Annotated in this window: 12 protein-coding genes; 2 read left to right on the forward strand and 10 right to left on the reverse strand. The window is 57.9% G+C overall.

Translation table 11 applies throughout. The features are described from left to right. Positions 1-73 precede the first annotated feature (73 nt). From FHR98_RS02095 to FHR98_RS02120, 6 genes are all read right to left on the reverse strand, one after another. The gene (locus FHR98_RS02095; protein WP_221205671.1) at positions 74-1,111 is read right to left on the reverse strand and encodes an ABC transporter substrate-binding protein; all 1,038 of its coding nucleotides are present in this window, start codon (positions 1,109-1,111) and stop codon (positions 74-76) included. Positions 1,112-1,150: 39 nt separating this feature from the next. After that, positions 1,151-1,981, reverse strand: a complete 831-nt coding sequence (locus FHR98_RS02100; protein ID WP_183414962.1) for an ABC transporter permease — start codon at positions 1,979-1,981, stop codon at positions 1,151-1,153. Further along, complete coding sequence (locus FHR98_RS02105) at positions 1,974-2,963, reverse strand: ABC transporter permease (RefSeq protein WP_183414963.1); 990 nt, start codon at positions 2,961-2,963, stop codon at positions 1,974-1,976. Before FHR98_RS02105 ends, FHR98_RS02100 begins: the two co-directional genes overlap by 8 nt. Then, complete coding sequence (locus FHR98_RS02110; RefSeq protein ID WP_221205672.1) at positions 2,963-4,066, reverse strand: ABC transporter ATP-binding protein; 1,104 nt, start codon at positions 4,064-4,066, stop codon at positions 2,963-2,965. Before FHR98_RS02110 ends, FHR98_RS02105 begins: the two co-directional genes overlap by 1 nt. Positions 4,067-4,196: 130 nt before the next feature. Further along, entirely contained in the window at positions 4,197-5,003 is an 807-nt protein-coding gene (locus FHR98_RS02115; RefSeq protein WP_183414964.1) for a helix-turn-helix transcriptional regulator, read from the reverse strand. A gap of 121 nt (positions 5,004-5,124) precedes the next feature. After that, a complete protein-coding gene (locus FHR98_RS02120; protein WP_183414965.1) occupies positions 5,125-5,727 on the reverse strand; it encodes a CDP-alcohol phosphatidyltransferase family protein in 603 nt (200 codons plus the stop codon). Between the two features lie 190 nt (positions 5,728-5,917). On the opposite strand from FHR98_RS02120, the gene FHR98_RS16765 reads away from it, so the two are divergent. After that, a complete protein-coding gene (locus FHR98_RS16765) occupies positions 5,918-7,573 on the forward strand; it encodes an SPOR domain-containing protein (RefSeq protein WP_183414966.1) in 1,656 nt (551 codons plus the stop codon). Positions 7,574-7,583: 10 nt separating this feature from the next. On the opposite strand, the gene FHR98_RS02130 is transcribed toward FHR98_RS16765, so the two are convergent. The 3 genes from FHR98_RS02130 to FHR98_RS02140 form a co-directional block, all read right to left on the reverse strand. Further along, complete coding sequence (locus FHR98_RS02130) at positions 7,584-7,988, reverse strand: hypothetical protein (RefSeq protein WP_183414967.1); 405 nt, start codon at positions 7,986-7,988, stop codon at positions 7,584-7,586. A gap of 107 nt (positions 7,989-8,095) precedes the next feature. After that, positions 8,096-8,806, reverse strand: coding sequence for a TetR family transcriptional regulator C-terminal domain-containing protein (locus FHR98_RS02135; RefSeq protein WP_322091204.1), 711 nt, complete (start codon positions 8,804-8,806; stop codon positions 8,096-8,098). Continuing rightward, positions 8,788-10,413, reverse strand: coding sequence for an ABC transporter substrate-binding protein (locus FHR98_RS02140; RefSeq protein ID WP_183414969.1), 1,626 nt, complete (start codon positions 10,411-10,413; stop codon positions 8,788-8,790). The genes FHR98_RS02135 and FHR98_RS02140 overlap by 19 nt, the downstream gene beginning before the upstream one ends. Positions 10,414-10,675: 262 nt before the next feature. Between FHR98_RS02140 and FHR98_RS02145 the strand changes: the two genes are divergently transcribed. Beyond that, positions 10,676-11,515: a HalD/BesD family halogenase gene (locus tag FHR98_RS02145; protein WP_183414970.1), complete on the forward strand. Its 840-nt coding sequence runs from the start codon at positions 10,676-10,678 to the stop codon at positions 11,513-11,515. Here the strand turns inward: FHR98_RS02145 and FHR98_RS02150 are convergent. After that, the gene (locus tag FHR98_RS02150; RefSeq protein ID WP_183414971.1) at positions 11,510-12,541 is read right to left on the reverse strand and encodes a trans-3-hydroxy-L-proline dehydratase; all 1,032 of its coding nucleotides are present in this window, start codon (positions 12,539-12,541) and stop codon (positions 11,510-11,512) included. The genes FHR98_RS02145 and FHR98_RS02150 overlap by 6 nt on opposite strands. Positions 12,542-12,558: the final 17 nt, after the last annotated feature.

Here is a 12,558-nt window from a genome sequence, read left to right on the forward strand (position 1 = left end):
AGTTTTCCAGTTCGACTCATCAGGCGGCCTCCAGGGGGAGAGCTTGGCTCTTCCCCCGGAGTATGCCTGTCGGTTACTTCTTCAGAGCGGTCCAGATCTTGTTGTAGAGATCCGCAACCTCCTGATCGCAAGGCGTCACGAAGTCAGGTGCCGGTACGCCTTCGGGTGGCACGATTTCCGGAGCACTCAGCATCTCTGGGTCCATGTACTGTTCACTGCCTTTGATGCCGTTGGCATAGCGCGCGAAGTTGGAAATCAACGCGGCGTTTTCCGGCGCCATGATGAAGTTGACGAAGAGCTTGGCGTTCTCCAGGTTCGGAGCGCCCTTCAACACGGCCACATTGTCCATCCAGCCGGTGTAGCCTTCCTTCGGGTAGGCATACTGCAGCGTCGGTCGCTGGGCACGGGCGCGCATCGCTGCGCCGTTCCAGTTCTGCGATAGATCGACATCACCGGAAGTCAGCTTTTCGATGGTGCTGTAATCCATCGTACGCCAATGCTCTTTGGCTTTGAGCAACATCGCCGTCAACTCTTTGAGTTGCTCTTTGTTCTTGTTGCAGCGTGGGTAGCCGAGATAGCGCAGACCGGCATTGATCACGTCGTTGGTGTCGTTGAGCATATTGATCCGACCCTGCAGTTCGGCTGGGGGATCGAACAGAAGCGCCAGGGTGTTGACGTCACCTTTGTAGACGGCGGTATCAACCGTGAAGGACGTCGTGCCCCACTGCCAAGGAACCGAGTATTCACGACCTGGGTCCCAATACACATCGACCCAATTGGGATCCATGTGCTTGAAGTTCGACATCTTATTGGGTTCGATCTTCTCGAGCAGACCTTCCTTGATCATGATGGCGATCATGTAGTCGCCGGGGACCACGATGTCGTAGCCCGTGCTGCCCTGTTTGACCTTGGCGAGCATGGTCTCGTTGGAATCGTACCCGTCGAGCGTGACCTTGACGTCGTGCTCTTTCTCGAACTTCTCAATCAACTCGGGGCTGGTGTAGTTACCCCAGTTGTAGATGTTGAGTTCACCAGCTGCGCTGGCCGGGTTGCTGCTGATGCCGACGGCAATCGCCGCGGCGGCAACCATTGATAACAATCGGGTCTTCATAGTTCAGCCTCCTCTGCTGAAAGGGTGCTTTCCCGCGCCCTATTTGCGCTTTCCTTCGATGATGAAGAACAGCGTCACGAAAAGGACCGAGATCAGCAGGAACACGCTGGAGATAGCGTTAATCTCCGGTGTGATTTCGCGCCGTATCTGGCCCAGAATGTAAATCGGTAGGGTTGTCTCGCCTGGCCCAGCGACCAGCAAGCTGATGATCACGTCGTCGAGCGAAACCACAAAAGCCAACATCGCCCCTGCGACAATGCCGGGCATAAGAAGTGGAAGCGTGACCCGGCGAAAAATCTGAAAGGGTTTTGCATAGAGATCCGCCGCCGCGCGTTCGAGCGTTAAATCCATGTCCTCCAGCCGCGCCCGGATTGGCATATACGCAAAGGGGATGCAGAAGACCGTATGGGCCACCATCAGATAGCCGATGCCCGAAACACCGGTCAGCTGCTTGATCAAGGCAAAGAACGACAGGGTTGCGATCGCGGTGACGATCTCAGGCACCATCAGCGGCTGGTTGACGATGGTGTAGGCCGCGGCCTGTCCCTTGAAAGGCGCCGTTCGCGTCGTCGCCAAGGCTGCCATCGTTGCAAAGATGGTCGAAAAGACCGTAGCCACCAGGGCGACCTCGACAGAGATCAGAGCGGCGCGCTGGATGCCCGCGTTCTCGTAGGCGGCCATGTACCAACGCAGACTGAACTCCGTCCAGAGCGTGACCGAGCGGTTGTCGTTGAAGGAATAGAGTACCAGCATGAAAATGGGCGCATAGAGCACGAAGATGCACAGCCAGGCCATCTGGGTGAATCCCGGCTGATACCGAAGGTCCTTCTGGCGCCCCCCGAACCTGAGTGCTTGCTTGAGGTCAGCCATGTCCGCCGGCCCCCTGCCCCTGCTTCGCGTTCTTCATGTAGATCAACAAGGCCACCATGACGATGGTCATGAGGATCAGGGCCGCCGCGGAACCGAAGGGCCAGTTGCGCGAAGAGCCGAACTGAATGGCGATCAAGTTGCCAATCATCAGCTTCTTGCCGCCGCCCAGCAGCTCGGGCGTGATGTAGGCACCCAAGCCGGGTATGAACACCAGGATGCATCCGGCGATGATACCGGGTTTGGCCATTGGAATGATGATCCGGCGCAGCACCATGAAGCGATTGGCATAAAGATCGTAAGCCGCTTCGACCAAACGAAAATCCAATTTCTCCAGGCTGGCGTAGAGCGGCAGGACCATGAAGGGCAGGTAGCTGTAGATCAGCCCCATGCAGACCGCGAAATCGGTGTAGAGGATGTTGATCGGCTGCTCGATCAAGCCGACGCCTTGCAGCCCATGATTGATGACCCCTTCGTCGCGAATGATCAGCAGCATTGCATAGGTGCGAATCAGCAGATTGGTCCAGAAGGGCAGCGTCACCAGGAAAAGCCAGAAATTGCGCTGCTCGCGAGGCTTCGTCGCAATAAAGTAAGCGGTGGGAAACCCGATCACCAGAGTGCCCAGCGTGGCAATCAGCGCCAGTCCTACAGAACGACCGTAGATCTGCAGGTATGAGGTGTGAAAGACCAGGGTGTCGTCGAAAATATCCCGCTCAAAAAGAAACTGGATATAGGCCTCAAGCGAGAAATTCCAGGTGACACCTCCATAGGACCCCGGCTCCAGGAACGAATAGACGAGGATGATGAACAAGGGGGTGATGCCGAACAACAGGATTGTAGCAATCGCAGGAGTCAGGAGCATAAGCCGGGTGTTGCGGCTGCGCCGCAGCAGATCGGCGGTCGTCTTCTCCAGCCGTTGCCGTGCCGCCGCGCTTTGCGGCGATCTGGCCGCACGGCTTTCGGTGGTGTCGACGGGCTTGGCCATCAGTCCACCAGAACCTGTAAGGTGCCGTCAGGAATCGCAACACCAAGGCGCTGACCAACTTCATAGTCCGACTGTGCACCGTGGCGATTCTGCACTTCAACGACCAGTGCATCGCCTTCAGCGCTTTCCAGGTGATAGTGCGTTCCCGTGCCGAAGTAGACGACGTTACGCACGGTGGCGTTCAGCGCGGCATCCTGCTCATTGTCGGTGATGGTGACGTGCTCGGGTCGGACGGCAACGTTCACCTGGCCGGGTTTCATCTGGGCGTCGGGTAAACTGGCGTTGCGTTCCTTGCCGGAGGGCAAGCGAACCCGCGCCACACCCGAATCACTGGAAAGCAGTTCGGCGTTCAGAATGTTGATCTCACCGATAAAGTCGGCGACGAAACGGCGCGCCGGGTGATCGTAGATATCCTGGGGTGCGCCAACCTGCAGGATGCGACCTTCGCTCATGACGGCGATGCGGTCCGACATGGTGAGCGCTTCTTCCTGATCGTGAGTGACGAAAATGAAGGTAATGCCGGTCTCGCTCTGCAAACGCTTGAGTTCGATCTGCATTTCCTTTCGCAGCTTCAAATCCAGCGCCGACAGCGGTTCATCCAAAAGCAGGACTTTCGGATGCGGCGCTAATGCGCGCGCCAGGGCTACGCGCTGTTGTTGTCCGCCGGATAGTTGGTCGGTCCGCCGGTTGGCCAGCTCTTCCATGCGCACCAAGGCCAACATGCGTGCGACGGTTGCGTCGATCTCGCTCCTTGGCTCGCCCAGCATCTCCAATCCGAAGCCGATATTCCCGGCCACGGTCATATGGGGGAACAGCGCGTACTGCTGAAAAACGGTGTTGACCGGCCGCTGATAGGGCGGCAGGCCTTCAAGGTGTTCGCCAAACAGAAGAATCTCACCTTCGGTCGGCTGCTCGAAGCCGGCGATCAAGCGTAAAAGTGTCGTTTTCCCGCAGCCCGAAGGGCCGAGGAGAGTAAAGAACTCGTTGTCATTGATCGTCAGCGATACGTCATCCAGCGCTACCACAGCCCGCTCGCTGCCAGCACCGTAAATTTTTCGTACAGAGCGGGCTTCGATTGCCGCTTTATTTATGCTTTTCTCCAAACTCGCCGTCTCCCTGTTCTAGTCCGGCGCCATCATGAGATGGATAGCAAAAGCGTACGGGACAGCTTCAAGCGTGTATATATCCCCCTGGGGATAGACGGTCGGAAGCAGGCATTTTACCGCGGCCGGTTCAGCCCAGGGTTTGCAGAAAACTCGCAAAGAGCTCGCTTTGCGAGGTGATCCCGAGTTTCCTATAAATGCTTTTGCGGTGCAGCTTAACGGTCCCGGGGCTGATATCGGTCAGCCGTGCAATCGACTTACTGGAATGCCCTTTCAAGATGAGCCCGGCGATCTCCATCTCGCGGGCCGTCAGGTCTTCGCGTCCGAAAGCATCGATAGCCAGATCGACACCCAGAAGAGCTTCGGATTCCAGCTCGTTCGCTACGCCTGACTCTTCCGCGGGGTGATAGGGGCGCCCAGCCAGGAAGTGCCTGCGCACCAATGCCGCAAAGATCGGAAAGCCGCCCCGAAAGGCGTCGAGTTGCCGTCGCGTGAAGCGTGGCTCTTCGGCGCGGCGCCCAATAGACAGAAAAAAGGTGCGACGGTCCGGGAGGTCGATCAAGAAGCCTACTTCATCCTTCAACCCAATCGCCTTGTAATAGCGCCGATAGTAAGCGGTTTGCTGGAAACGATCGGGAGCGATCTCGTTGAGGTGGAGGACGGCGTCACTCATTCCAGAGCGATAGGCATCATAAAAGGGATCCAGAAGGTAGGCGCCTTCAAGGTATTGGTCGACGACTTCCACCCGACGGTGGGCGCGAACGTTATCGTAAAGGTGCGCCGGTCGCCGTGATCCGTCGAGCGCCACAGCAAAGGCGCCTACGAAGGGCGCCAGTGCGCGCAGATAGTTAATACCGGTTTCCATGAAGGCCGCGGTGCCCAACGCATCGATTGCCTGCGCTGCCCACTCTTCCGGACTATCCTCGCTGCCCTTCAAGCTGGTCTCCCTTACGCCACGTCATCGCGACGATACCGCGAGATAATCCAATCATGCCAAGCAAATCAAATCCAGAGGGCAATGCGGCAATTTCCGGCCTGACGGCACGCTCGCGCAGCGGTTAGCGAAACGTACGAACCGCCGCCAAAATGCGTGAAACGGAGGTGATCCAGCAGGCTGCCCCGAAGATAAGGGCGACAGTGGCAAAACTGTCAGGAAACAGACAGAAGATCACGAACAGAAGGATTGTCTCGCTGCCCTCTGTCAGGCCGCCCAGGTAAAAGAGTGATTTAGAGCCCCCGATCTCCGTGGACATCCCCCGTTTGGCCGCAAAGACTGCATAGGCAAGAAAAGAACTGCCGGTTCCAACGAAAGACAAGATCAGGAAGGCGGCAGCCAGGGCGTCGTCGGGCCGCGCCAGTCCAAAGGCGAACACCACGGCGGCATAGAAGATGAAATCAAGGACGATATCCAGGAAACCACCCAGATCGCTTGGTCCGATGATTCGCGCCACGGCACCATCCAGGCCGTCCAGGACCCGATTGGCAAGAATGAAGAACAGCCCAATCAGATAAAGTTCGTTAGCGATCGTAGGGATAGCCAGTAGACCAACCAGGAAACCAAAGAGCGTCACAGCGTTCGCGGTTACTCCAAGTCGGGCGGTGACGCGCGCCATTCGCTGCAACGGTGGCTCGACCCAAGGTCGCAGAATTCTGTCCAGCATGCCTCTCATCCAAAAGGGTTGGCATATCAACAATGCCACAGCCGAAGCATTCGCAGCTAGTGGCGCAATTACTCTCCTCCGCTGCGTCCAATCAAGATTCCCTCTTAAGAGTAAAGGGCCTAGAAGATTTTCTTAAGAGACAAAAAAGCGAAAATAATATATATGTAATTTGAGATAAATGAGGGATTCCGTGAGCGATATTCCTGATCAGATACCCCGGTTTCTAGATATTCGGCCGTCTCCGGCGGAGAAAGAATGGATGCGCGGTGGGCTGAAGCAACCCGGCGGCAAGCTGCTTTTGTTCGACGAGGAAGATGAACCTATCGACCCGACCATCGTACGCCGTTGCCTTGATCAGCTGTGGGTTGAGCCCTGGCAGGTTGGCGATCAGAAGCCTCACAGCGTTTTCCTCGCCTGCCGATTGACGCCCTTGGGACGGCGTTTGATAACCGATGAGCGCGACCTGGCGCCCGGCGTGGTCGGATCGGTCAGCGGCGTTTCCGGGGAACCAAAGAGTGCTGCCGAGCGCGAAAAAAGCAGCAGAATGCTGCTTGAAGCTCTGGAGGTTATGTACCGGAGAGAGCGGAGCGGATGGCCGGAGCTTTCCAGAGTGCGCCGGCCGGTTATCCTTGGGTCGGTCCTCGTTTCCCTCCTTGCCCTGTTCATCGTGACTTGGCAAACCTCGAAAATATTCAGGTCACCCGAACCTTCGATATCAAGTCCCGCGGCTGATGGGACACCTCTGCTATCAGGAGCACAAGCCCCGCCGGCTGCTTCGCCGCTGATATCCGACTCGCTTGACCAGGAAACTCTATCATCCCCACCGGCCGTGGCCCCGTTGATTGAGCCGTCGGAAACTGACGTTGCATCGCCCCCCAAAGAGGGTGCCGCTGACACCGCTACAGAGGTTTCCCTGATCCCGCTGTCGGGAATTAAGGAGCTTGATAAGGCGGCCGATACCCCTGACGTTGGCGGGAAATCGATGGCACCAATGGTGGAGCCATCTGTGCAAGCAGATTCATCCAACCCCATCAGGTTAGCGCCGAGCACAGTTGCAACCGAAGTGCCTGCGACACCTGAATCGACCCCAGAGGCCGTAATCGCAGACGCCGTAACCCCAGAGCCCACACCTGAGGTTGCATCTCTTGATGCGGCGGCCCTTCAACAGGAAGAGGCTGAGCCACAGCCGCTTATTGTTGAGAAGCAAAATGGCGAAACTGCTTCAGTGGAAAGCGCCGGGGCGACAACCGCCGTGCCTGCACAGCCGACAACCGCGGTCGCGGCCCCTGGAACCTTTTCGGTCAGCAAGTTGAAAGGGCCGTTGATTGGCGAGTCGATGTCGAAGCCGATCAGCGTGGACGCGGTGGAAACGCCGACGCCAAAGGTTATGGTGGAGGTTGCCGTTTTGCCTGTCGAGAAACCCCTGTTGCCTGAGCCCGTCGCCCAAACCCCCACACCTGAAACGCAAGCGATTGAACCTCTTACCGAAGCGCCGCCCTTGCAACCCAGCAAGCCGGCGACGGGTGCCCAGGTGGCAAAGATCGAGAAGACGGAAATTCCAGCCACAGCAAGCATGGCTCAATCGGGGGGATACAAGATCCAGTTCGGCGCGTTTCGGGTCAAAGAGGGCGCGATGAAGTTCCATGCGCAGATTTCCGATAGCTACCGCACTTATCTTGATGGTGCTGGTGTCGCTCTAGAGCCGATAGGTGCGCCCGACGACAGTGGGTTACATATGGTGCGTAGCGGTCTGATTGTTCGTCGTTCGGATGCAATTGCGTTGTGCCAGAAGATCAAGAACGGCGGTGACGACTGCTTTGTCTTCGCCTCCAAGCCCGCACGCTAGCGCAGTTCGCTCAGGCGGTCATGGATTGCTTGCCGGCCTCTTCCGGTTTGCTTGAGCGCGCCCGTTCTATAAGCGACAGGCCAATGCGAAGCGCAGTGTAATCTTCATCCTGCGGCGTCACCCAGGAGCAGACTTCCCGTTTGGCCAATGCCACGTCGCAGCCTTGTGAATTGAGAATTCCCGCCAGGCTCCGCCCATACTCGACAAGAAAGGCCTTTGCCGATTGCAGATTATCTTCCTGCATTCGTGCGTGAGCCTTCATGGCGAGATCGTAGGCCCGGGATTCGGCCTTGCTCAGGTGCTCCAAGAACGGCGAGATCGTCGCGGCAATTGCGTCCAGACCGGCTCTCTGGTCCGATTGGAGAAGGCTGTAGGCCACCTCCAACCGATTACAGTTCTTGCACGTAGTAGGCATCGCTTTTCTCCAGGGCCATGAACATGCATGACAAATCGAATGCCTAGATTTTGAGGCGAATTACTTAATAAATAATTGCGTGGCGAGAATCAGAAGGTAAGCAGCGCTCAAGACGATGCGGGAGATTGAGGCGGTGTGAGTTGTTGGTTGATATACTGGTGGCAAATATCAATGGCCTGTTTTTGAGAAATCACCTTGTCGTGGATCGACAATCCCAGCCACAAACCGTCCATCAGCCCAATCAGTGCCAAGGCGGCGCGTCGATAATCAATTTGTACGTGGGCTTCCTGCGCAGCATCCTCGAACAGCGTTTCGACGCGGTCGATATAGTCGCGGTACAGTTGCCGGTTTGCTTTGCGCACGGATGTGTTGAAGCGCACTTCATGCCAGAAACTGAGGAAAGCATGCCGGTTCAACTCCGTGAAAACCGGTGGTGTGAGCAGCGCTGAAGGGACGGTTTTCAGACGCGCGACTGCCGAGGGACCGCTGCGTGAGACGGCTTCGTGTACCTGTTCGCTGATAGTGTTGAAAAGATGCTGGAAGGCGGCCGCGAGCAGATCCTCTTTGCTGTTGTAGTAGTGGCCGATCAGGCCGCGGGAGCTTCCCGCGGCCTCGCAGATCGTCCGAACGGTGGTGCCGCCGACGCCATGCTCCGCAAGTGAGCGAATGGTCCCTTCGATCAGGGCGCGACGACGGAACTCGTTTATTTCCGGGTGGGTGCGCGGTCGCAGTGTCGCGGTACGCGCTACGGGTTTTTTCACCTCTGTCCCGACCTCCAAGGTTATGACGCGGTTGTGGATCAACTCTTGTTGAACCACCACCTCTCGAAGAACATCCGGCCGTCGACCTCTAGGTTGTTGGCAAGATCGCCGTGCCCGACCTTATCCGAAACGGCGAAGACGTCGTTGGCGAACAAAGGTATAACAACCCCGCCGTCGCTGTGAACAAGGAGTTGCATTTCTCGGTACATCTCCATGCGGCGGGCGTTGTCCAGTTCGGCCCGGGCAGCCACCAGTAACTCATTGAAGCGCGGGTTGTTCCAGTAGGAATCGTTCCAGGCCGCTCCCGCGGAGTAGGCTTGGGTGAAGATGCCGTCGGCGGTCGGCGTTCCATACCAGTAGCAGGCGGACCAGGGCTTTTGCATCCAGACGTTGGACCAGTAGCCGTCCGACGGCTCGCGGACCACCTCGATGTTGATGCCCGCCTTGGCGGCGTGCTCCTGGTACAAGACACAGGCGTCGACGGCACCGGCGAAGGCAGCGTCCGCGCCGCTGAGGTTGATTTCGAGTGACGATAGCCCGGCTTGCTTGAGGTAATGCTTCGCCTTGTCGGGGTCGTAGTCGGTTTGTGGGATATCGCTCGCATGGAAGCCATAGGCCGGGCTAATCGGGTGATCGTTGCCGATCGTGCCGTGTCCATAAAGGATGGTGTCCAGCAGTGCTTGCCGGTCCAATGCGTGTTTCAGGGCCATGCGGACGTTGATGTCATCGAAGGGTGCGGTATCGGTTCGCATAGGAAAGGTATAATGGGTCTTTCCCTCAACTTCGCGCACTTCCACATTGCTCAACGCGGCCAAGCGGTCCGCCGTCTTCAGGTCGATGCGGTCAATCGCATCAACTTCGCCGCTGATCAAAGCATTCTGCCGGGCGGTTACATCTACGATGGCCAAGAGCTCGCAGCTATCGAAATGCGCGCGATCACCGGCCTGCCAATATGCGGGATTGCGCTCGAAATCCGCGCGAATGCCGGGCTCGAACTTTTTGAGCTTGTAGGGACCGCAGCCGTTTCCTGACAGCCAATCCAAGGTACCGTCTGCGTTGGCGGGATAGATCGGGAAGTTGAAGCTGCTGAGTTTGAAGGGGAAGTCCGCGTCTCCAGCGGCCAAGGTCACGACGACTTCCAGTGGACCCTCCGCCTTGACGCTGGTGATTGGCTCGACGATGGGCTTTGCGGTCGAGGTGGAATCAGGACCGCGATGATGGTTGATGGCGGCGACCACGTCTGCTGGCGTCACCGGTCGGCCGTCATGGAATGTTAGTCCGCTGCGCAGCTTGAACCGCCATTGCGAGGCATCCGCCGAAGCTTCCCAACTTTCAGCAAGCTTCGGCAGCAGGCGGCCAGCCGCGTCCACCTCGGTAAGCGTGTTGGAGATTGTATAGTGCATGACAACGGTGAATCCGTTGTTGACGTGCGCCGGATCCAGGGAATCCGACGTATCGCCGTGCCCCATGCCGAAGCGCATATGGCCGCCTTTGCGGGGTGTCGCGGCGTGCGCGGGCAGGGCACCCGATGCTGTGACCAAGCCGGCCGTTAGAGCCGTTCCGAGGGCCGTCGTCACGCCGAGGGCGCTTGCTTGGCGCAGGAAATCACGCCGCGCGATCCTACCGCTACGCAGCAGGTCTTTGAGTCGGTTCAAGTCGTCCATCTTGGTTCTCTCCCTGTCAGAAGCCTTCCCAGTCGCTTGTTGGAAAGGTCGGTGGATGGCTGGTGGCTCAGGTTTCTTCGAGGTGGTTGCATGCGTCTCGGTTTCATTCTTATCAAAAAGTTTGTTGAGCGTCCAACAAAAATATGAAACAGTTGTAGCCGATAAACCGCGACCTATCCCGGTTCAGGTCGCTTTTCAGCCTGTAAGGTCGGAAGGATGACGGAGTCCAGCCGTCGAGTGCGATGGAAAGGAATGGCTCAGAATGCGCGGCGATTTCACTCAACCCCAGAAGGTCATTAATCTTGACGCCTATCCGCTGGACCAGCGGGACAGCCCGACAAGACGCGCAGTGATCGATCGATGCCGGCGCGAATTGGAGGCGCAGCAGTACTGTGTTCTGCCGAACTTCATTCTTTCGACAGCCCGCCAGCGAGCGGTCGAGGATGCCCTGGAGCGCCAGGAGCAGGCACACCATATCAGTTCGCGCCGCAACTGCTACTTGCAGCGCCAACCGGACCCTGCCCTGCCCGCGGACCATCCCCGCAACATTTTCATGGAGGCCAGTTCGCGAATGATCGCCTACGATCATCTGCCGGACGATTCACCTCTGAAAACCTTGTACCATTGGGATGAAACCCGCGCTTTCATTGCGGAAATCGTTGGGGTCAAGGAGCTGTTCGATAACGAGGATCCCTACCAGCCGGTCAACACGCTTTGCTTTCATGACGGTGATCGTTCGTCCTGGCACTTCGATTCCTGCAATGCTTTTACAGTCACCTTGATGTTGCAGGCACCCGAGGGTGGTGGTGACTTCGAGATCGTCCCGAACGCGCGAAGCGATGATGACCAGAATCACGCCTATGTCGCCAGCTTCCTTCAGGGGAAGCGGTCGGGGGACGCTATCCGGGTTTCCCGTGAGCCGGGCGCTCTATGTATATTTCGGGGCTGCAATTCGTTGCACCGCGTATCGCCTGTATCTGGGAACACGCGCCGCTTGATGGGTGTTTTCGTTTACGAGAATGAACCAGGGGTCATTGGCGACCCAGAGGTCAACGAGACGGTCTATGGTGCGCGTGTTACCGCGGGCCCTGCGGCCTCATGACAGTTTCGGCCAGGTGTCTGAAAGGCGGTAGCCTTGCGGCCAGGGATCGTCCGGGTCCAACATGACCTGATGGGTGCCCGTGATCCAGGCCCGCCCGCTGATGACGGGCACGATAGCGGGCCGGCCGGCAATCTCGGTCGTTCGTTCGATCCGGCAATGAAACTCCGAGCCGATGATGGAGCGTGCCTGATAATGATCATCCAAGGTCATGTGCCCCTTGGCATGGAGGACCGCCATACGGGCCGAACAACCGGTGCCGGTCGGTGAGCGATCAATCTTGCCGGGGCGCACCGTCACCGCATTGGCGCCGCTGAGCCGCTTGCCCTTTCGATCCAAGGGGCCGGCGAATTGGCAAAAGGAGATGTGGTCCCACTCGTGGTTGACGGGATGCGTGAAGCCCAACTGTTGATTGGCGGCTTCGGTGATCTTGATTCCCGCCGCCGCCAGATCACGTGCTTCGTGAGGCGCAATCTCAAATCCCAAGGAAGCCGAATCGACGATGACAAAACTGTCCCCGCCATAAGCCGTGTCCACCTTCAGGGTTCCCAGCCCCTCGACCTCCAGTTTGGCGTCGATTTTGTCGGCGAAAGAAGCAACGTTGGTGACCGTAATGCGCTGTGCTTTGCCGTCGCGACATTCCGCCAAAACCTCAACGAGGCCGCCGGGTGCCTCTAGAATCATGCGTGTTTCCGGCTCGCTCATCGGCAGTATTCCGCTGTCGAGCAGTACGGTGGCGACACAGATCGAATTTGATCCGGACATGGGCGGTGTATCTTCCGGCTCCATGATGATCCAGCCCATCTGGGCGCGCGGGTCCTTGGGCGGCACCAGAAGATTGATGTGCCTGAAGACGCCGCCGCGCGGCTCATTGAGCACTAGATTGCGCAGGCGTTGGTCGTTGGCGATGAAATTGCGTTGCTCCCAGAGAGTTTCACCCGGCGGCGGGGCTACGCCGCCGACAATCACGTCGCCAACCTCCCCTTCGGCGTGGCAACTGACAATATGGATGACCTGGCTGCTTCGCATCGACTCCCCCTACTCCA

This window comes from Limibacillus halophilus, from assembly GCF_014191775.1.
In the GTDB taxonomy this organism is placed as follows: domain Bacteria; phylum Pseudomonadota; class Alphaproteobacteria; order Kiloniellales; family CECT-8803; genus Limibacillus; species Limibacillus halophilus.